Source organism: Burkholderia sp. Z1, from assembly GCF_014893795.1.
GTDB classification, from domain to species: Bacteria; Pseudomonadota; Gammaproteobacteria; order Burkholderiales; family Burkholderiaceae; genus Burkholderia; species Burkholderia theae.
Genome location: NZ_JACFYL010000001.1, coordinates 401,374 through 420,698 on the forward strand (window position 1 = coordinate 401,374; position 19,325 = coordinate 420,698).

Sequence of the window (19,325 nt, forward strand, 5' to 3'; positions counted from 1 at the left end):
ATCATGGCTCTAGCTAAACGCATCATCCCCTGCCTGGACGTGACTGCCGGGCGTGTCGTCAAGGGCGTCAACTTCGTCGAGCTGCGCGACGCCGGCGACCCCGTCGAAATCGCCCGCCGCTACGACGACCAGGGTGCCGACGAACTGACCTTCCTCGACATTACCGCGACCTCCGACCAGCGCGACCTGATCCTGCCGATCATCGAGGCCGTTGCATCGCAGGTCTTCATTCCGTTGACGGTCGGCGGCGGCGTGCGCGCCGTCGAGGACGTGCGACGCCTGCTGAACGCGGGCGCGGACAAGGTCAGCATGAATTCGTCGGCGGTCGCGAACCCGCAGCTCGTGCGCGACGCGGCCGACAAGTACGGCTCGCAGTGCATCGTCGTCGCGATCGACGCGAAGCGCGTGTCGGCCGATGGCGAGACGCCGCGCTGGGAAGTGTTCACGCACGGCGGCCGCAAGGGCACGGGCCTCGACGCGATCGAATGGGCGCGCAAGATGGCCGAGCTCGGCGCGGGCGAGATCCTGCTCACGAGCATGGACCGCGACGGCACGAAGTCGGGTTTCGACCTCGCGCTCACGCGCGGCGTGTCGGACGCGGTGCCGGTGCCGGTGATCGCGTCGGGCGGCGTCGGCTCGCTGCAGCATCTCGCGGACGGCATCAAGGACGGCCGCGCCGACGCGGTGCTGGCGGCGAGCATCTTCCACTACGGCGAGCACACGGTCGGCGAGGCGAAACGCTTCATGGCCGACCAGGGCATCCCGGTGAGGCTGTGATGAATACGGAAACGAAATCCCTGCCCGCGTGGCTCGACAAGGTTCGCTGGGACGACAACGGCCTCGTGCCGGTGATCGCGCAGGAAGCGTCGACGAACGACGTGCTGATGTTCGCGTGGATGAACCGCGAGGCACTGGCGAAGACGATCGAGACGCAGCGCGCGGTCTACTACTCGCGCTCGCGCAAGCGCCTGTGGTTCAAGGGCGAGGAGTCGGGCCACGTGCAGCATGTGCACGAGGTGCGGCTCGATTGCGATGAGGACGTCGTGCTGCTGAAGGTCGAGCAGGTGTCGGGCATCGCGTGCCACACCGGCCGGCATTCGTGCTTCTTCCAGAAATTCGAAGGCAACGTCGACAGCGGCGACTGGGTCGCGGTCGATCCGGTGCTGAAAGACCCCGAACACATCTACAAATGACGCAATCCACCGAAGACACGCTGCTGCGCCTCGCGGCCGTGATCGATAGCCGCAAGGGCGGCGATCCCGATCAATCGTACGTATCGCGCCTGTTCCACAAGGGCGACGACGCGGTGCTGAAGAAGATCGGCGAAGAGGCGACGGAAGTCGTGCTGGCCGCGAAGGACGTGCGTCAGGGCGGCGCGCCGACCGCGCTCGTCGGCGAGGTGGCCGACCTGTGGTTCCACTGCCTCGTGATGCTGTCGCACTTCGACCTGAGCCCGGCCGACGTGATCGCCGAACTCGAGCGCCGTGAAGGATTGTCGGGCATCGAGGAGAAGGCGCTGCGCAAGCGCCGCGAGCGCGAGGAAAACGGCGGGTGACAGGCTTTGTCGCGGGACGGCCACAGTGCGGTAAGCTGTAAGAAATGTCATCTAACGGGGGTAGCATCATGACCGATACGCCAAGCCAGTTTCCGCCGCCGTCGGTGCCGGGGGCCGCGGACGCCGAACGCCTGAACGGGCTGCGCACGCTGACTCACGTGCTCTACGGCCTTTATGCGTTTCATTGGCTGACGGGTGGCGTGACAGGCATCATCGCGATCATCATCAACTACGTGAAGCGCGGCGATGTGGCCGGCACGCCGTACGCCGATCACTTCGAGTGGCAGATCCGCACGTTCTGGCGCGCACTGATCGCCTATGTGATCGGGTTCGCGCTGATGTTCATCGTGATCGGATTTGCAGTGATGTTTGTCACATGGATCTGGACGCTGTACCGTATTATCAAGGGTTGGCTGTACCTGAACGACAACAAGACGCTCGATCCGCAGGCGTGGTTCTGACCGGCCGCGCGCGGGCGTCAGCAGGAGCAACATGAGTCACGATCCGAATTGCCTGTTCTGCAAGATCGCGGCAGGCGAGATCCCGAGCACGAAGGTGCACGAGGACGACGAATTCGTCGCGTTCCGCGACATCCGCCCGGCGGCCGAGACGCACGTGCTCGTGATCCCGCGCCAGCATCTGCCGACGCTGTCGGCGGCGAGCGACGGCGATGCGCCGATGCTCGGCCGGCTGATGCTGCTCGTGTCGCGCCTCGCCGAGCAACTCGGCGTCGCGTATACGGGCGGCGAAACCGGTTTTCGCACGGTGATCAATACGGGCCCCGGTGGCGGGCAGGAGGTCTATCACCTGCACGCGCATATCCTGGCCGGCCCGCGCCCCTGGCAGCGGATGGGTTGACGGCGCGGGGCGTTTCCCCGCATCCGATAGTCGAAGCCGGCGCGTCGCCGGCGATTTGCGCCGCGAAGCGGTGTGGTTGAGGAGAGGTTTCATCATGGGTGGATTGAGCATTTGGCACTGGCTGATCGTGCTGCTGATCGTCGCGCTGGTTTTCGGTACGAAGAAGCTGCGCAACATCGGCAACGACCTCGGCAGCGCGGTGAAGGGCTTCAAGGACGGCATGAAGGAAGGCGAGACGCCGGCGGACGCGCAGCAACTGCCGCGCACGGGCTCGGTCGACGTCAACGCGAAGGAAACGACGCGTTCCGATTCGAACAAGGCGTAACGCCCGTACGCTGACAGGCTCGCGATGCTGGATCTCGGTCTTTCGAAGATGGCGCTGATCGGCGTCGTCGCGCTCGTGGTGCTCGGCCCCGAGCGCCTGCCGCGCGTCGCGCGTACGGCAGGCGCATTGTTCGGCCGCGCGCAGCGGTACATCAACGACGTGAAGGCCGAGGTCTCGCGCGAAATCGAACTCGACGCGCTGCGGACGATGAAGACCGATTTCGAGTCGGCCGCGCGCAATGTCGAGACGACGATTCACGACAACCTGCGCGAGCACGAGAAGGAACTGAACGACACGTGGCATTCCGCGGTCGGCGGTCTTAACGAAGGCTCCGGCGATGCCGGGTCTTACGGTTCCGGCACGCCCGCGGCGCCGTCGTGGCGCGGCAGCATGACCGCACTTGCGCCGAAGCGCCGCAACTGGCGCGTCAAGCAGGCGGCGACGCCTGTCTGGTACAAGCGCGCGACCACCCGCCGCACGCACGTGCAGTCGGGCGCCGCGCGTGTCGCGCGCCACCAGCCGGCCAGCCTGCGCCGGCCGACGCGCTTCTTCTGAGCCGAGCGCATGCTCGCACGTTTATCCTACCGAGGGCCGGCGTGAGCGACCCCCAGCAGAACCCGGGCGACGCCCCGGAAGAAACCTTCATTTCCCATCTCGTCGAGCTTCGCGATCGCATCATTCGCGCGGGGCTGGCCGTGATCGTCGTGTTCCTCGGGCTCGTCTACTGGGCGCCTGACATCTTCAAGCTGCTCGCGCGGCCGTTGATGCAGAACCTGCCGAAGGACGGCAAGATGATCGTGACCGACGTCACCGGCTCGTTCTTCGTGCCGATGAAGGTCACGATGCTCGTCGCGCTTGTGATCGCGCTGCCGGTCGTGCTGTACCAGATCTGGGCGTTCGTCGCGCCGGGGCTGTACCAGCACGAGAAGAAGCTCGTCGTGCCGCTCGTCGGCAGCAGCTACTTCCTGTTCCTGTGCGGGATGGCGTTCGCGTACTTCCTCGTGTTCCCGACGATCTTCCGCGTGATGGCGCACTACAACGCGCCGCTCGGGGCCGAGATGACGACCGACATCGACAACTACCTGAGCTTCGTGCTCGGGATGTTCATCGCGTTCGGGGTCACGTTCGAGGTGCCGATCGTCGTCGTGCTGCTCGTCCGGATGGGCGTGCTGACGGTGAAGAAGCTCAAGGAGATCCGCCCGTACGTGATCGTCGGCGCGTTCGTCGTCGCGGCGGTCGTCACGCCGCCGGACGTGTTCTCGCAGCTGATGCTCGCGCTGCCGCTCATCGTGCTGTACGAGGCCGGGATCCTGGCCGCGCGGTTCTTCGTGCCGAAGAAGCCGGCCGAAGAGGGCGAGGCGGGGAACGGCGAAGCCGCGAGTTGACGATGAGGCGCCGGGCGGCGCGCGGCGGCTGGCCTTGCGGCCAGAGGCTTGATGCGGCCCGGTGGCGTTGCTGGCGGGAAGTGGGTCGAGGTTACGTCACCGGCCAACACCACACGGTCTCCGATGCAAAACAAAAGGGCAGCCTCGGCTGCCCTTTTTCATTTCCGTCCATGGCTGGCGTGCCGCCCGCCGAACGTCATTCGGTATCGCTGTCCTGCTCATCGAGCGTCTGTTTCGGCGGCGGCGGACGCTTGCCGATCACGACGTTCACGTCGAACTCCTTGCCCTTGCGCACGACGTGCACCTTGGTCGGCGTGCCCGGCTTGATCTGCGCGACGACGTTCAGCAGCTTCGTCGTGTCGGTGATGTCCTCGCCGTTGACCGTGACCAGGATGTCGCCCGGCTTGATGCCGGCCTTGTCGGCCGGGCCGCCCTGCAGCACGCCCGCGACGATTGCGCCCGATTTCTGCTGCAGCCCGAACGACTCGGCGATTTCCGGCGTGACGTCTTGCGGCTCGACGCCGATCCAGCCGCGCGTGACCGAGCCCGACGTGATGATGCTTTCGAGCACCGTGCGCGCGGTCGACACGGGAATCGCGAAGCCGATGCCGAGCGAGCCGCCCGAGCGCGAGTAGATCGCCGTGTTGATGCCGAGCAGGTTGCCGTTCACGTCGACCAGCGCGCCGCCCGAGTTGCCGGGGTTGATCGGCGCGTCGGTCTGGATGAAGTTCTCGAACGTGTTGATGCCGAGGTGGTTGCGGCCGAGCGCGCTGATGATCCCCATCGTGACCGTCTGGCCGACGCCGAACGGGTTGCCGATCGCGAGCACGACGTCGCCGACCCGCGACTGGTCGGAGCGGCCGAGCGTGATCGTCGGCAGGTTCGTCATGTTGATCTTCAGCACGGCGAGGTCGGTCTCGGGATCGCTGCCGATCACCTTCGCGGTGGCCGTGCGGCCGTCGGCGAGCGCGACTTCGATCTGGTCGGCGCCGTCCACGACGTGCTGGTTCGTTAGAATGTAACCTTCAGGGCTCACGATAACGCCCGAGCCAAGGTTGGCTGCCGGTTCGTCCTGCTGCTTGCGGGCGTTGCGGTCGCCGAAGAAGTAGCGGAACAGCGGATCTTTCGCGCGCGGGTCGGGCGGCAGCGAGCCGTCCTTGCTGGAGAAGACGTTGACGACGGCCGGCATCGCCTTCTGCGCGGCTTCCGCGTACGACGTGGTCGCCGGCGCGCCGCCGATGCCCGGTGCGACTTCCCGCAGCGCAACGATCGGCGTGGCGAGCTGCTTGCCGAGCTGTCCTTGCCGTTGCAGCCATTGCGGCTTGAGCGTCACGACGATGAACATCAGCGCGAGCAGCACGGTAACCGCCTGCGCGAAGAACAGCCAGAAGCGTCTAAGCATCTGAATGGATTAGAGGTTTATATGGATCGGATCGAACTTGAATTGTACTTGAACAATACCCTTGAAACCGCCCGCTTCAAGGACTATTGCCCGAACGGTCTCCAGGTCGAGGGGCGCCGCAAGGTCGAAAAGATCGCCACCGGCGTGACCGCGTCGGTCGCGTTCCTGGAGGCCGCGCTCGAATGGGGGGCGGATGCCGTGCTCGTTCATCACGGCTATTTCTGGCGTAACGAGGCGCCGCAGATCACGGGTCGCAAGTACCAGCGCCTGAAGCTGCTGCTCGCGAACGATCTGAACCTGTTCGCGTTCCACCTGCCGCTCGACGCGCATCCCGAATTCGGCAACAACGCGCAGCTCGGCGCGAAGCTCGGCCTGATCGGCGAGCAGCGCTTCGGCGACGGCGACCTCGGCTGGATGGCCACGCTGCCGATGCCCGTTACGCTCGAGCACTTCGTCGCGAAGGTCGAACGCGTGCTCGGCCGCACGCCGCTCGTGCTCGGCGATTCGGACATGCAGCTGCGCCGCATCGCGTGGTGCACGGGCGCCGCGCAGAGCTATTTCGACGCGGCGATCGATGCCGGCGCGGATGTGTACCTGACCGGCGAGGTGTCCGAATACGTGACGCACACGGCGGCCGAGAGCGGCGTCGCGTTCGTTGCGGCAGGGCACCATGCGACCGAACGCTACGGAATCCAGGCGCTCGGCGCCCATTTATCCGAAGAATTCGATCTCGAACACCTTTTTATCGATATTCATAATCCGGTCTGAACGACGGATTTGCGGCGGCGCATCGAAATTTCGCAATGAAGCGGCTGCTTAAAAGTGAAATGATTTAATCGCTCCGGTAGTGGGGGAAAACCCTTAACTATCAATCACTTCGAAGGGATTTTCATCTCCGGGCCTTGTAAATGACGACTCCATTCGAGCAAACTAGCGGCGGAATGGAAAGTCGTGACGGAAAATCCAACTCAGAAGTGGGGCGTGTGATGCGAGACAAGGAAGAGAAACGCGTCGACAGCGGCCGCCGTACCTGGCTGATTGCGACATCCGTAGCAGGTGGCGTGGGAGGCGTAGCCACCGTCATACCTTTCGCGGCGTCGCTTGCGCCGTCCGAGAAAGCGAAAGCGGCCGGTGCGCCGGTCGAGGTCGACATCAGCGGCCTGAAGCCCGGCGAGATGGTCACCGTGCCGTGGCGCGGCAAGCCCGTCTGGATCCTGAATCGCACCGATTCGATGCTGGCCGACGTGGTCAAGGCCGACAAGGAAGTGGCCGATCCAACCACGAAATCCCCGTATTCGATGCCGTTGCCCGTGTATTGCGCCAACGAATATCGCTCGCGGGCCGATCGCAAGAACATTCTCGTCGTGATGGCCGTGTGTACGCACCTCGGCTGCACGCCTAGCCAACGCTTCACGCCGGGTCCGCAGCCGAACCTGCCGGACGACTGGCCGGGTGGTTTCCTGTGCCCGTGCCACGGTTCGACCTACGACCTCGCCGGCCGTGTGTTCAAGAACAAGCCGGCGCCTCAGAATCTCGACATCCCGCCCTATATGTTCACGTCGGCGACGTCCCTCGTGATCGGCAAGGACGAGAAAGGAGAAGCGTGATGGCTGGCGACAACAAAGAAGTCTCCACGACAGGTCTCACCGGCTGGATCGACCAGCGCTTCCCGCTCACATCCACCTGGAAGAAGCACGTTTCCGAGTACTACGCGCCGAAGAACTTCAACTTCTGGTACTTCTTCGGCTCCCTCGCGCTGCTGGTGCTCGTCAACCAGATCGTCACGGGCATCTTCCTGACGATGAACTACAAGCCCGACTCGACGCTCGCGTTCGCGTCGGTCGAGTACATCATGCGCGAGGTGCCGTGGGGCTGGCTGATCCGCTACATGCACTCCACGGGTGCGTCGCTGTTCTTTGTCGTCGTCTACCTGCACATGTTTCGCGGGCTGATGTACGGTTCGTACCGCAAGCCGCGCGAACTCGTGTGGATCTTCGGCTGCGCGATCTTCCTGTGCCTGATGGCCGAAGCGTTCTTCGGCTATCTGCTGCCGTGGGGCCAGATGTCGTTCTGGGGCGCGCAGGTGATCGTGAACCTGTTCTCGGCGATCCCGTTCGTCGGCCCGGACCTGTCGCTGTGGATTCGCGGCGACTACGTGGTGTCGGACGTCACGCTGAACCGCTTCTTCGCGTTCCACGTGATCGCGATTCCGCTCGTGCTGGTCGGCCTCGTGATCGCTCACCTCGTCGCACTGCACGAAGTGGGGTCAAATAACCCGGACGGCATCGAGATCAAGGCGAAGAAGGACGAGAACGGCATTCCGCTCGACGGCATCCCGTTCCACCCGTACTACTCGGTGCACGATTTCTTCGGCGTGTGCGTGTTCCTGATGGTGTTCGCGCTGATCGTGTTCTTCTCGCCGGAGATGGGCGGCTACTTCCTCGAGGCGAACAACTTCGTCCCGGCGAACCCGCTGCAGACGCCGCCCGAGATCGCGCCGGTCTGGTATTTCACCGCGTTCTACGCGATGCTGCGCGCCACCACCGACCCGTTCAAGATCGTGCTGATGATCGTGATCGCGCTGCTCGGCGTGCTGGCGTTGATCCGCGCGCGCGGCAAGTGGAAGGCCGGGCTGCCGGTGCTGGCCGCGGCGATCGTCGTGTTCATGTTCCTGACGGAATCGAAGTTCTGGGGCGTCGTCGTGATGGGTTCAGCGGTGATCACGCTGTTCTTCCTGCCGTGGCTCGACCGCAGCCCGGTGAAGTCGATCCGCTACCGGCCGCTGTTCCACAAAGTGTTCCTCGGGATCTTCATCGCGGCGTTCTTGATCCTCGCGTTCCTCGGCACGCGGCCGCCATCGCCGGCTTCGACGCTGATCGCGCAGGTCTGTGCGCTGATTTATTTCGCGTTCTTCCTCGGCATGCCCGTCTGGACGCCGCTTGGCACGTTCAAGCAGCCGCCGGAGCGGGTGCGCTTCAAGCCCCATTAACGAGAGCGAGGAGAGAACGACATGAAGAAACTGCTTTCGACACTCGCGCTGATCGGGGCGACCGCGTGTGCGCTGCTGGCGGCGCCGGCCCTGCGGGCGGAAGGTAATTTTCCGCTCGACCGGGCGCCCGATAACACGGAAAATCTCGTTTCGCTTCAGCACGGCGCGCAATTGTTTGTAAACTATTGCTTGAACTGCCACAGCGCGAACCTGATGCGCTACAACCGTCTGACGGATCTGGGCATATCCCAGAAGGAGATCGAAACGAATCTCCTGTTCACGACCGACAAGGTCGGGAACACGATGTCCGTCGCGATGCGGCCCGAAGACGCGAAGAACTGGCTCGGCACCTCGCCGCCCGACCTGTCGGTCGAGGAGCGGGCGCGCGGCCGCGACTGGCTGTATACGTATCTGCGGAGTTTCTACCGCGACGATACGCGGCCGACCGGCTGGAACAACGCGGTGTTCGAGAACGTCGGCATGCCCCATGTGTTGTGGCAGCTGCAGGGGCAGCGCACCGCCAGATTCGAAGACAAGACGGACGAGGAGACGGGCGAGAAGGTCCACACGCTCGTCGGCTTCCAGCAGGTCACGCCGGGGACGCTGTCGTCACCGGATTATGATGCTGCGGTTGCCGACCTGGTGGCCTATATGACGTGGATGTCCGAGCCGGCCCAGCAGACCCGCAAGCGCCTTGGCGTGTGGGTGCTGATTTTTCTCGGTGTCCTGACTTTCCTGGCCTGGCGGCTCAATGCCGCGTACTGGAAAGATATCAAGTAATCACGCCTGACCGGCGTGGGGCCGGCGCAAGGCGGAACCCGTGAAAGGGGTTGCGCCGCGTGTCGGCCCTCGGCTTTTTTGAGGAAATGTAAATATGATGGTTCTGTATTCCGGCACAACTTGCCCGTTCTCCCAGCGTTGCCGGCTGGTGCTGTTCGAGAAGGGCATGGACTTCGAGATTCGCGACGTCGACCTGTTCAACAAGCCGGAAGACATTTCGGTGATGAACCCGTATGGCCAGGTGCCGATCCTGGTCGAGCGCGACTTGATCCTGTACGAATCGAACATCATCAACGAGTACATCGACGAGCGCTTCCCGCATCCGCAACTGATGCCGGCCGACCCGGTGCAGCGCGCGCGTGCGCGCCTGTTCCTGCTCAACTTCGAGAAGGAACTGTTCGTTCACGTCAGCACGCTCGAGAACGAGAAGGGCAAGGCTGCGGAGAAGAACCACGAGAAGGCACGCCTCGCGATCCGCGATCGCCTGACGCAGCTCGCGCCGATCTTCCTGAAGAACAAGTACATGCTCGGCGAAGAGTTCTCGATGCTCGACGTCGCGATCGCACCGCTGCTGTGGCGTCTGGATCATTACGGCATCGAGCTGTCGAAGAACGCCGCGCCGCTGATGAAGTATGCCGAACGGATCTTCAGCCGTCCGGCCTATATCGAAGCACTGACGCCGTCCGAAAAGGTCATGCGTCGTTAATGGCATGACGGAGAGGGTGACGCGGCGTGCCGCGCGCCCGCTCCGGGTTCGAGGATTGTGATGCAAGAGATTTCAACGAAGCCTTATCTGCTGCGCGCGTTGTACGAGTGGTGCACCGATAACGGTTACACGCCGCATATCGCGGTGAGGGTCGACAACTCGACGCGCGTGCCGCGTCAGTTCGTGCGTGACGGCGAGATCGTGCTCAACATCAGCTTCGAGGCGACGAGCCAGTTGCAGATGGGCAACGAGTGGATCGAGTTCACGGCCCGGTTCTCCGGGAAGGCGCACAAGATCGAGATTCCGGTTGCCAACGTGCTCGCGATCTATGCGCGCGAGAACGGGCAGGGGATGGCGTTCCAGGTCGATGCGGTTGCGGGTGAAGGCGAGGATTCGGGCACATTCGACGAAGAGGCTGTGCAGGCGGATGATGCGCAGCGCGACGAGCCGCCGTCACCGCTGACGCCGGTTGCCGACAGCGGCGCGAACGAGGAACCGTCCGAAGGCGCCGACGAACCGCCGAAAACTGATGGCGATGGTTCGAAAGGCGGCAGCAGACCTCGCCTCAAGATCGTGAAATGAGGTAGAATCTCGCGCTTATGCCGGCTTAGCTCATCTGGTAGAGCAGTTGATTTGTAATCATCAGGTGGCGGGTTCGAGTCCTGCAGCCGGCACCATATTGAACGAAGGGTTACGTGAACTTCACGTAACCCTTTGTGCTTTCTGGGCGCTGAAAAGTGCTTTTTCGGTGCAATCAGCTCTCAGAACAGGGACATGGCAACCATCGTCAAGACGCCTTCCGGGACGTGGAAGGCGGTCATCCGCAAGATTGGTTGGCCGACTACGGCCAAGATTTTCCGCACCAAACGTGATGCCGGGGGTTGGGCTCGCCGGACCGAAGATGAGATGGTCCGGGGCGTCTATGCTCACAAACAGTCGAACCGAGGGCTTGTTCTCAAGAGCAGTACCCATCCCGTGAGTATCAACGAGCAGGTGAGCAATAAACCGTAGTTGAGTGTTGAGCCAGCACGCCTCACGCCATTAGAACCGATCAACCGAAAACTGCACCTGATCGACGTATGTATTGAACGAAGTCAATGCACGGCACGGCAACGTCCCGCAACGAACAAACGGACGGAATTTTTCGTTTGGAATTTACCTCGGGCGGTACGTTTTGCCGGCCTTCATTTGATATCAATTCTCGCCCGTGAGCGCGCGCTGTCGCGATAATGAGTAAGTCGTTCTCGCCGACACCCTTGGGGTGATAGTTGTCGTCAACGATCCCAAGTAGTGCCTTAATGCGCATCGCGTCTTGCGCAATCGCGTTTGTAACCTCTAAGCGCTCAAGGTTGGCATGCACCAACCATTCGCCACAATCGGGCGTACCGGCACAAACCTCTCCATACGCCACGATAGGCATCGTGAGCCGTTGCTCGTTGATCTCGGTCGCCAGCCATGCCCATAACCCGGGAAATTGGCCTACCGGGTAATTGTCCCAGGCGTAGATCATCGAGGAGGCATCAAACACCTGCATAGTGGCGTTCCAATTGATGCAGGTCGTTGATCTTCAAGCCATCGAGATAGCTACTCGCCTTTGCCAGCGTGATGTATCGGTTGTTGAGCGCATCCAATACCGTGCGCACAAATCGATCACCAAAGATATGCGATGGCTCGCGATGACGATACATTCTTGTGCCGCCCTCTTGCTCGGGAACAGGCTGGGCAGACCGCCAGTGGCGGTAGCTACTGTACCTCTCTTGCGACAGTCGACCAACATCAAGCAACCGTCGTAATATGACCTCCGTACTCACGCCCCATTCTCGACGTAGGGGCTTCAGCCAGTCGTCGAACTCAGAAACTTCTCGGGGACGATCTCTATCGTTCACTCTTGCGAGGAATGCAGGAGGCACAAGCAAATGCCCAGCGAACGCGTTTGCGTCTCTCTCGTGACCTTGATGAGACTGCATATCGTGCTCGTCGTCAATCGAGCTACTCCGATGCAGCAGCAAATGCCCTAGTTCGTGCATTAGGGTAAAGGATTGCTGGGACTCGAAAGCCTGTTTTTTTACGACGATAACTGGGCAGTCATTGTCGTAAATGCTGAAGCCGAGAATCGGGCTCTCTTTGGCGATCTGCCATTTTCCGTTGTATCCGTTACTACGGAAAACCAGTACCCCGCGCGCTTCGAGAGCAGTCCTGTAGTTATCAAACGTATTGTGATCGCCGAGGCCTAACCAACGGCGCGCGACTTGAGCTGCCTCCGTCGGATTGGCACGTGGCAGATCCGGCTCTTCAAACCGAGGGAAATCGGTGTCGTCCAGGTCCTCGCGAAGACTCCGATATATCTCTCGCTGCTTTTCGACACGTTCGATAAGTAGTTTTAGCTTGGTCGTCAGCTCAGGCTTTTGATTTGCTAGAGTTCGAAATGCGGCCGTATGAACCTGAGCTTCATCGACGGGCCCGGGCTCCAGGAAGAAAAGAGCTCCGCGGCCAAAGTGGCTTGCGACCTTGCTGAGCTGGGAGAACGTCAACCCGCTTTCTCCTGCGAGGACACGCTCCATCGTTGCTTGCGAAATGCCGACCGTGGACGCGAGTTCGCCGGGCGTTGTGCCGTGGTCGGCGCAGCACCAAGCTATCCGTTCAGGATTGATCGACTGAATTCGCTCCATAACGCTGCATTATAGCTGCCCGTCGTTCCTGTGTAGTTTACGCGCGCGCACTGAGACGCACACCTTGGCTCAAGGAGCGATCTCTTCGTCTCTGCACGGTCGACCGAGGCGACAGAATGGCACACGCCATGTATCGCGACTCGACGTCCTCTAGTCGTCTGCGGGAGGGCAAACTCCACCTTAGTGATGGTGTCTAGCGGATCCCTCAAATGTCAACGACGGCTGTGGTAGACCTCTCCCGCTGTGCGCTTGCTGAGTATCATCGTGTGTAAGGATGGTTCGGAAATGACATTTGAGGGATGGCTGAAAGCGCATCCATCATCGCGACACACCGCTACCCGACTGAACGACGGGCCCGTCCACTGGTGATCATGACAGAGCGAGGAAGGGGGGGGGCGCGATGTCGCCGATGGTGCGTCGCAGCATATTGTGTTTGTCAGGTTTCATCTGTCACGAGATAAACCCAGCACCCAAGTAGGGGGGGCGGACCCAAAAAAAGCATATCGACTCACACACGAAGCATCTCGGGGGGCTTGTATGCCATGGAGGCGGCAAAACTCAATTGCCTCAAAAAAGCACGCCGTCCCTTCCCAAAATACCACCAAGTTCTCCCGGGTAGAGCAAGAGGTGAGTCTGTTTTCGCAAATATAAGAATGAACGTCTACGTCGAATCTGATGGTAGGAGAACAGTGGCTTAGACGAACGTCCTGGCGCCGGCATGATCGCGTGTATTCGGCAGCGCTAGGGGCTTTACCTGCATACATCCAAAGAGCGCTCGATGGTATTATGAAACACGCACTAATCTAAGATGCAAAGTTTGAAATTTAACTAATAAATTGCGCGGGGTTATATGGATCGAGTAAAGGCGGAAGAGTGGGAGGCTCATCTACGTGGTAAAAATGTAGGTGGGTATGAGGTGGAGAGGTTAATTGATAATGGTAAATCTGCCGCAGTCTTTCTTGCTCATAGGGATGGGGTTCGTGTTGCGCTCAAGATTTTTGATGATGAGTTAATCGCTCGCTATGGAGACAAGGCGCAGTTGGCGAGAATTGAGCAGGAGCTGAAGCTGGTTGAAGTCTCTCATCCAAATATGGTGAAGATTTTGGCCGGTGGAGTTGATGCGTTGACGAGCAATCACTACCTTGTTATGGAATATTTGGACGGGAGGAATCTGAAGAAATGTCTGAATGATATTCCCGATGAGAATGTTCCAAAGCTCGTGGCCCAATTGGCGGAGGCCGCCAAATTTCTTGAGGATATGGGGTTGGTCCATCGAGATATTAAGCCTGAGAATATTCTTGTATCAAATGATTTTGAGCGGATTACTCTGCTCGATTTTGGCGTCGTTAGATATATTGGTAAGCCTGGTGTAACTGATGATGATGGTATTCAGCCATTTATTGGGACGCTTCAGTATAGTTCGCCAGAATTTCTGTTGCGTAAGGAACGTGACACGCTTGACGGCTGGCGCGCGCTGACTTTTTATCAGATAGGTGGGGTAATTCACGATTTGCTGATGCGGCGTTCGCTATTTGAGGAATATGCGACGCCATATGCTCGACTCGTGAATGCGGTGCAATATGTATCGCCTATAATAGAGGCGATAAATCAACCGTATCGATTAATACATGTTGCGTCATGCTGTTTGTTGAAGAATCCAGAGCTGCGCGTTACATTTATCAAGTGGGAAGATTTTAAACTCGAGGCTCTAATGCCGCCTGCGCAGGAGTCGGCTAAGCGGCGCGTGCTTGATCGCTTGGCGCTCTCGAAGGCGAAGCGAGCCGATGAAGTTAAACCCACCCAAGAGACTGATGCGGAGAAAAATCGTATTGCTGACGAGATATTTAATCTGCTTAGTGGATCCATTAGAAGTATACGGCGCGATGCATTTCCTCCGGTAACTATCCGTCCCGGGAAAGGGCTTCCTCGATTTTTCGAAGTGGGATTTGCTGCCTCAGAAGATCATCTGATTCCTAGTGGATTGAAGATTTCTATCCAAATCGATATTTTGGATGTTGTCGATCGAGCAATTGTGTTGAGTGCTTATGCTATCCCTGACGTCAAGGGTGATATCCCTGTGGATGCCTCATATGATGCCTTTTACGAAGGGATTTCAGATGTATCGGCTATACACGGCGCACTAGAAGACCGAGTGTACTCAATTTTTGAAAGCGTGCAGGGCAATATCTAATTCGGGGGGGAGAAATGGACGCGACATGGTGGACTAAGCCGGAGGATCTTGATGATAACCAAAAGGAAATTATCTCCTTGGGCGAGGATGGTAGCTACTTGGTTATGGGGCCGCCGGGGTGTGGGAAAACGAATCTTCTCGTTCTTAAGGCATCTCAGTTGTATAGAAATAAAATTAGACATTTCGCGATACTGACGCTTGGCAGAGTTCTCAAAGAGTTCTTGGTAACGGGGGCGGAACAGTATCCGTTTCCCAATGATAAAATTCAGACGTATGTTGGTTGGGCGACGGGCGTTCTGAAAAGTAATGGTATGTCTGTCCCGGAGGGTGATTTCGATTCTATTCGAGATAACCTGCTGGCCTCCTTGAAAGAGGTTGCGAAAAAGAAGCAGTCTGAGGATCAGTTTGATTGTATATTTCTAGACGAGGCGCAGGATTACTCGGCTGAGGAAATTGAGGTAATTAGATCATTTGCGAAGAATGTGTTTGCTGTCGGTGATAATCGGCAAAATATTTATAGCAAAACGGGAGGATTGGACGCGCTGGCGGCCTTTGTTGATGATGTCAAGGAGCTGGAGCACCACTATAGATGTGGTATCAAAATTTGTCGCGTTGCCGATGGCGTAATGAATATATCTGGCACCGCCGAAGCGCTGGAGGGAACGTCAAATTATGACGAATCCGATAATCCGTCTTCTGTTGAGTCATATATTGGATTGGATGTCAATGCGCAACTCGAAAAGTGCGTGGAAAATCTGAAGACTCAATATCGCGCATATCCAGAGGGATTGCTGGGTGTCTTGTGCCCTAAGCGCGATGACGTGAAAATGGTGTCGGAATATTTGGCCAAATCTGATATTGGTCAGTATTGTCAAGTGCAACTTTTTGAGGGTGGATATGTGGCTCTTGAAAGGGACAGGCGAATTGTAGTAACTACAGTTCATGGTGCGAAAGGGTTGGAATTTAGGGCGCTGCATTTGCTTTGTATGGATTCTATTAAGAAATTTGCGGCGCAAAAGAAGATGACCTATACCGCTGTTACGCGTGCGAAAACCACTCTATCGATATACTCGGCCGGCTCTTTGCCTGGATATCTGGAAAAGGGACTTGTGGCGGCGGACGGCGGAAAGCCTGCTAAGAAGGTTGGTTTGGCTGAACTATTTGGCAAAGGGTGATATATGTACACAGCCAGGTTGAGTCGTAAGGAATTTTTGGATTGGATCGGTTCTCAGAGAGTTCCTGCTTTAGAATCAATGCAGGATGGTAAAAACTCGGACGATGAAGTGATGTTGGTGTGGGAGAAGCGGCCAACATCTAAAAATGCGTCGACTCCTATATTGTTGATCGATGAACACAAAATTGAAAGCTTTTTTGCTTTCACTAGCACATACGTTTCGACGTATTTCCCATTGTCGGCATTTTTTCCTGTATATCGAGCGAGAGCTCTCCATACGGTACTCGATCGTCGCGAATTAAGCGAGAATAAGCTGCCTCACACGCTTGTGGCAGTCGTTATTGCGGAAGCCTTTATTCAAATGCGGGGAAAGGTCGCGAACGTGTCAGACATTACACTTTCTGCGTGCTCTGCAACTTTCTCTGCTTCTGCTATCCAATTGGCGTTTCAGGGCGGAACTGCCAGAGAGCTTGGAGAGATGAGTGACAATTGGAATGATTGTCGCAGTATTTTAGGTGGTGAATCACTTGCATTACCATCGCAGGAATTGGAGGCATTTTGGTCATTTTTGATCGATTCGTTTATTGATGGGCCCGAATTTCGGCTGCGATTCGATGGAGACGACGAGCGCACTTATCGAGCAAATTTTCTAAGTTCGATTACAGGGCGCGGGCAGGGAAATTTGAAGAGTTGGGCCGAACTCTGCCGGAATCTTCCAAAATCCTTTGAAGCCCTGGAGTCAATGAACGACTCGAAGGAGCGTCGTGTCAGAAGTCTCGATGAGGCAATGGCCGAGTTGCTAAGCGAGCGTGGCACCTCGAAGGCAACTCGCGAATTCGTCGCAGGATACCTGCTCTCTATGGTCGGGGGAGGCTCGTTGCAGTACCTGAATTTGGTGGAGCCGTTTCGGGAAGCGTTGCCTGCCGCCGTACTGTGGTTCGGGGTTTTTTGTGGTTTGAGCAGCAAAACCGATGCGATGACTATCGGCGGATGTTTGGGGCGGAGGCTCGCTAGGGATTTGTTGCGCACACCGACTCTATTCGAAGCAGGTCGATACGACATATCTGCGGATGAGCTAAGGGTCGTGCGACCGGAGGAAAAGATCAATCAGACGTTTAGATCTGCACACGCGTCGTCTGTCGTTGTGGAGGTTCATCCTGGCGTAGTGGCTTCATTCCGGACCGGAAGACGAGCCGATACGGCAGTCTCGAATCGCGCAATGGCTGAACGTGATCACGAAATTCGGTTCCTGCTAGACAGAGTTTACCGGCTGCTGGAAGGACCGGAAAACGCCCGAAAGCAGAGTGAGCTCTTCGAGGACCGCCCGATCAAGCGATATCGCCGATGAGGGGACGGAGTTCAATTGCGGTACACACGTAAGGAGGGCTTACTTCCCTTAGATTTCAGTAAGTTATTGATATTGAGGAATAACTGCGTCTCCCTCGTTTCGCTTGATTTGCGTTATTTTTCAATAACTTATTGATTTGCGAGGAAATTTATAATCATCAGGTAGCGGGTTCGAGTCCTGCAGCCGCGCCATATTCCGCAAGGGGTTACGCGATGTTTGCGTAGCCCCTTTCGCATTTGTGGCGTCGTGTACGCGAAAACTACTGCGTGGCCACTAGGCTTATCACGACGCGACTTCCCGTCGCCTTCGCGTAGCCGGACAGCCTGCGCAGCGACGGCATTGTGTGACCACCTTCCATACGCTCGATCGTTGATTGGGTCGTCCGCATCCTCTCGGCTAGCTGTTCCCGAGTCAATCCGGCACGTAGGCGTGCGGCGACGAGCTCGTGTGCAACGGCAAACCCGAACGCCTGCGCATCGTACTCGGCCTTGGTAGCCGGGTCGGCTAGTAGGCGGTTTTTCAGGGTTGCAAGGTCAGTCATCATCCAATCCTCTTTCATTTGGGCACCGGCCGTTTCACCTCGGCATGCAGATTTCCTGCGGCCTGTGCCCTCACGGGCACACATGAAGCGTGCCGATACATCGTTTGTGGCCACTTGGGGCGACGGTCGCATGTCGTTCACGGAAACCGATCGCCCCTGGAAATATCGAGAGCCAACTCGCAACGCAGTCGATCAGCCCGTCAGCGACATCCCCGGAAGTTCGAACTGGAACCCGCGCTGCTGGAAGCGTTCCACCACATGACCCCTGACAAGCGGATCTTCGTAATCCGGCGTGATGGAAATCTTCCTGTCTACGTGATTGATGGATAGATACACATGCCCGCCCGGTTCGAATCCGAACAGTTTGAAGTGCGCGTCGATAACTTCCATCCACGGGATGCAGGGCCGATCGGACCACGTGACCGGATCGGGTGAGCTTCGAAGCGGCAACCGAAGAGTGGTCTCCGGTTCCCGGCGCTTGGCGCGTGACTTATGATTGGCCTTAGCCATGGTCAACTCCTGTGTTGAGTTGGTTGTGGTCAGCGGGTCATGAGTGCTCCAACACTCATGGCCCGCGCTTCATTTACTGCTTGGTGCTCCTTTTCTCCAGGAACTGATTTCGAATGATCAGCGCATCCAGCACTTCCCGCGCAAGCTCGCAAACGTGCGCAGGCATTTTGGAGAGCGTCTCGAACCGATCCCGCAACGCATGATCAGGTTCGCGCTCTCTGTCACCGAACACAATTGCATCGGCACTCACCTGAAGCACGATGGCCAGTTGGCGAGTCACTTCAAATTTCGGGAGTGCAGTCCCCCATTCGAAGCGCCGGATTTGCAAGACGGAGATGCCAACCGCATCTGCGAGTTCCTCTTGGGTGAGACCGCGTGTAACGCGAAGCTGTCTCAAGCGCCGTGAAAATTCCATATGCATATCTCGGTTGAAGTGCGCGGATTTCGACACGATCTTTAACGATCTCATCGACAATTTTCGGAGCACGGATTGCTCGCGCAGTAGTCTTCAATGTAAGCCGCTTCACGGGCTTTGAGGGGAAATTGGCCGATCGGATAAGGAACACTGATGAGGCGCTGGAGGGGCAGCGCAACGCATGAAGGAATGAGCGCGACCGCGATGAATGTCTCGACTCGGGCCGCAAACAAACATCGATCACATCTGCTTGAACAACCCCGCATACGCGCGGCCGACCGGCAGCATCTCCGGCTGCCCGTGCACGCGAATTCGCAGCCTTCCCAACAGGTCACGCTCGACCCGATCGATCGCCGCATACGCGACGATCACGCCGCGATGCACCTGCGCGAACCGCGCCGCCATGCGGCTCTTCGTCGCCAATCGCTTCGGCATCGAATGGAAACGGCGTGTAACGTGCGCTGTTGCGCCCCCGTT

At 58.5% G+C, this 19,325-nt stretch carries 23 protein-coding genes, 1 tRNA gene and 2 pseudogenes; 19 read left to right on the forward strand and 7 right to left on the reverse strand.

Annotated elements, in window-relative coordinates:
• Positions 1-3 precede the first annotated feature (3 nt).
• The 8 genes from hisF to tatC all read left to right on the forward strand — a co-directional run bounded on the left by hisF (position 4) and on the right by tatC (position 4,123).
• Positions 4-777 carry an imidazole glycerol phosphate synthase subunit HisF gene (gene hisF, locus H3H55_RS01865; protein WP_047899625.1) on the forward strand — a complete coding sequence of 258 codons (774 nt, stop codon included), beginning with the start codon at positions 4-6 and terminating at the stop codon, positions 775-777.
• The gene (gene hisI / locus H3H55_RS01870) at positions 777-1,193 is read left to right on the forward strand and encodes a phosphoribosyl-AMP cyclohydrolase (protein WP_048251404.1); all 417 of its coding nucleotides are present in this window, start codon (positions 777-779) and stop codon (positions 1,191-1,193) included. Before hisF ends, hisI begins: the two co-directional genes overlap by 1 nt.
• Positions 1,190-1,555 carry a phosphoribosyl-ATP diphosphatase gene (locus tag H3H55_RS01875; RefSeq protein WP_006485344.1) on the forward strand — a complete coding sequence of 122 codons (366 nt, stop codon included), beginning with the start codon at positions 1,190-1,192 and terminating at the stop codon, positions 1,553-1,555. The genes hisI and H3H55_RS01875 overlap by 4 nt, the downstream gene beginning before the upstream one ends.
• A gap of 68 nt (positions 1,556-1,623) precedes the next feature.
• Complete coding sequence (locus tag H3H55_RS01880) at positions 1,624-2,016, forward strand: DUF4870 family protein (protein WP_048251403.1); 393 nt, start codon at positions 1,624-1,626, stop codon at positions 2,014-2,016.
• Between the two features lie 31 nt (positions 2,017-2,047).
• Positions 2,048-2,413, forward strand: a complete 366-nt coding sequence (locus H3H55_RS01885; RefSeq protein WP_129513557.1) for a histidine triad nucleotide-binding protein — start codon at positions 2,048-2,050, stop codon at positions 2,411-2,413.
• A gap of 94 nt (positions 2,414-2,507) precedes the next feature.
• The gene (gene tatA, locus H3H55_RS01890) at positions 2,508-2,738 is read left to right on the forward strand and encodes a Sec-independent protein translocase subunit TatA (RefSeq protein WP_059232563.1); all 231 of its coding nucleotides are present in this window, start codon (positions 2,508-2,510) and stop codon (positions 2,736-2,738) included.
• Positions 2,739-2,762: 24 nt separating this feature from the next.
• The gene (tatB, locus tag H3H55_RS01895; RefSeq protein ID WP_129513558.1) at positions 2,763-3,293 is read left to right on the forward strand and encodes a Sec-independent protein translocase protein TatB; all 531 of its coding nucleotides are present in this window, start codon (positions 2,763-2,765) and stop codon (positions 3,291-3,293) included.
• Positions 3,294-3,334: 41 nt separating this feature from the next.
• Complete coding sequence (tatC, locus tag H3H55_RS01900; protein ID WP_048251400.1) at positions 3,335-4,123, forward strand: twin-arginine translocase subunit TatC; 789 nt, start codon at positions 3,335-3,337, stop codon at positions 4,121-4,123.
• A gap of 196 nt (positions 4,124-4,319) precedes the next feature.
• Here the strand turns inward: tatC and H3H55_RS01905 are convergent, their stop codons facing one another.
• Positions 4,320-5,525 carry a S1C family serine protease gene (locus H3H55_RS01905; RefSeq protein ID WP_193097513.1) on the reverse strand — a complete coding sequence of 402 codons (1,206 nt, stop codon included), beginning with the start codon at positions 5,523-5,525 and terminating at the stop codon, positions 4,320-4,322.
• Between the two features lie 21 nt (positions 5,526-5,546).
• On the opposite strand from H3H55_RS01905, the gene H3H55_RS01910 reads away from it, so the two are divergent.
• The 8 genes and pseudogenes from H3H55_RS01910 to H3H55_RS01945 all read left to right on the forward strand — a co-directional run.
• The gene (locus tag H3H55_RS01910; RefSeq protein ID WP_193097514.1) at positions 5,547-6,293 is read left to right on the forward strand and encodes a Nif3-like dinuclear metal center hexameric protein; all 747 of its coding nucleotides are present in this window, start codon (positions 5,547-5,549) and stop codon (positions 6,291-6,293) included.
• A gap of 218 nt (positions 6,294-6,511) precedes the next feature.
• Positions 6,512-7,132: a ubiquinol-cytochrome c reductase iron-sulfur subunit gene (gene petA / locus H3H55_RS01915; protein ID WP_193099432.1), complete on the forward strand. Its 621-nt coding sequence runs from the start codon at positions 6,512-6,514 to the stop codon at positions 7,130-7,132.
• A complete protein-coding gene (locus H3H55_RS01920; protein ID WP_129513560.1) occupies positions 7,132-8,514 on the forward strand; it encodes a cytochrome b in 1,383 nt (460 codons plus the stop codon). The genes petA and H3H55_RS01920 overlap by 1 nt, the downstream gene beginning before the upstream one ends.
• Before the next feature lie 21 nt (positions 8,515-8,535).
• Positions 8,536-9,294 carry a cytochrome c1 gene (locus H3H55_RS01925; protein WP_193097515.1) on the forward strand — a complete coding sequence of 253 codons (759 nt, stop codon included), beginning with the start codon at positions 8,536-8,538 and terminating at the stop codon, positions 9,292-9,294.
• Positions 9,295-9,388: 94 nt separating this feature from the next.
• Positions 9,389-10,000 (forward strand): glutathione S-transferase N-terminal domain-containing protein, encoded by a 612-nt coding sequence (locus H3H55_RS01930; protein ID WP_014898290.1) that lies wholly within the window; start codon positions 9,389-9,391, stop codon positions 9,998-10,000.
• A gap of 60 nt (positions 10,001-10,060) precedes the next feature.
• A complete protein-coding gene (locus H3H55_RS01935) occupies positions 10,061-10,582 on the forward strand; it encodes a ClpXP protease specificity-enhancing factor (RefSeq protein ID WP_193097516.1) in 522 nt (173 codons plus the stop codon).
• A 19-nt stretch (positions 10,583-10,601) separates the two neighbouring features.
• Positions 10,602-10,677, forward strand: a tRNA-Thr gene (locus tag H3H55_RS01940).
• Positions 10,678-10,774: 97 nt separating this feature from the next.
• Positions 10,775-10,933 (forward strand): annotated as a pseudogene (locus tag H3H55_RS01945) (site-specific integrase); the annotation flags it as partial.
• A gap of 118 nt (positions 10,934-11,051) precedes the next feature.
• Here the strand turns inward: H3H55_RS01945 and H3H55_RS01950 are convergent.
• The gene (locus H3H55_RS01950) at positions 11,052-11,534 is read right to left on the reverse strand and encodes a DUF4411 family protein (RefSeq protein ID WP_193097517.1); all 483 of its coding nucleotides are present in this window, start codon (positions 11,532-11,534) and stop codon (positions 11,052-11,054) included.
• On the reverse strand, positions 11,521-12,669 hold the full coding sequence (locus H3H55_RS01955) for an ImmA/IrrE family metallo-endopeptidase (protein ID WP_193097518.1): 1,149 nt from the start codon (positions 12,667-12,669) through the stop codon (positions 11,521-11,523). Before H3H55_RS01955 ends, H3H55_RS01950 begins: the two co-directional genes overlap by 14 nt.
• A gap of 850 nt (positions 12,670-13,519) precedes the next feature.
• Between H3H55_RS01955 and H3H55_RS01960 the strand changes: the two genes are divergently transcribed.
• From H3H55_RS01960 to H3H55_RS01970, 3 genes are read left to right on the forward strand one after another with little or no spacing between them, the layout of a single operon-like run.
• A complete protein-coding gene (locus H3H55_RS01960) occupies positions 13,520-14,860 on the forward strand; it encodes a serine/threonine-protein kinase (protein WP_193097519.1) in 1,341 nt (446 codons plus the stop codon).
• A gap of 14 nt (positions 14,861-14,874) precedes the next feature.
• Positions 14,875-16,035, forward strand: a complete 1,161-nt coding sequence (locus H3H55_RS01965; RefSeq protein WP_193097520.1) for a UvrD-helicase domain-containing protein — start codon at positions 14,875-14,877, stop codon at positions 16,033-16,035.
• A 3-nt stretch (positions 16,036-16,038) separates the two neighbouring features.
• Complete coding sequence (locus H3H55_RS01970) at positions 16,039-17,382, forward strand: hypothetical protein (RefSeq protein ID WP_193097521.1); 1,344 nt, start codon at positions 16,039-16,041, stop codon at positions 17,380-17,382.
• Positions 17,383-17,641: 259 nt separating this feature from the next.
• Here H3H55_RS01970 and H3H55_RS01975 read toward each other — a convergent pair whose 3' ends face one another.
• From H3H55_RS01975 to H3H55_RS01990, 4 genes and pseudogenes are all read right to left on the reverse strand, one after another.
• A complete protein-coding gene (locus H3H55_RS01975; RefSeq protein ID WP_193097522.1) occupies positions 17,642-17,923 on the reverse strand; it encodes a helix-turn-helix domain-containing protein in 282 nt (93 codons plus the stop codon).
• A 192-nt stretch (positions 17,924-18,115) separates the two neighbouring features.
• A complete protein-coding gene (locus H3H55_RS01980) occupies positions 18,116-18,433 on the reverse strand; it encodes a hypothetical protein (RefSeq protein ID WP_129513566.1) in 318 nt (105 codons plus the stop codon).
• 73 nt (positions 18,434-18,506) lie between these two features.
• Complete coding sequence (locus tag H3H55_RS01985) at positions 18,507-18,902, reverse strand: helix-turn-helix domain-containing protein (protein ID WP_226799906.1); 396 nt, start codon at positions 18,900-18,902, stop codon at positions 18,507-18,509.
• A 186-nt stretch (positions 18,903-19,088) separates the two neighbouring features.
• A pseudogene (locus tag H3H55_RS01990) lies at positions 19,089-19,310 on the reverse strand (LytTR family DNA-binding domain-containing protein); the annotation flags it as partial.
• Positions 19,311-19,325 lie beyond the last annotated feature (15 nt).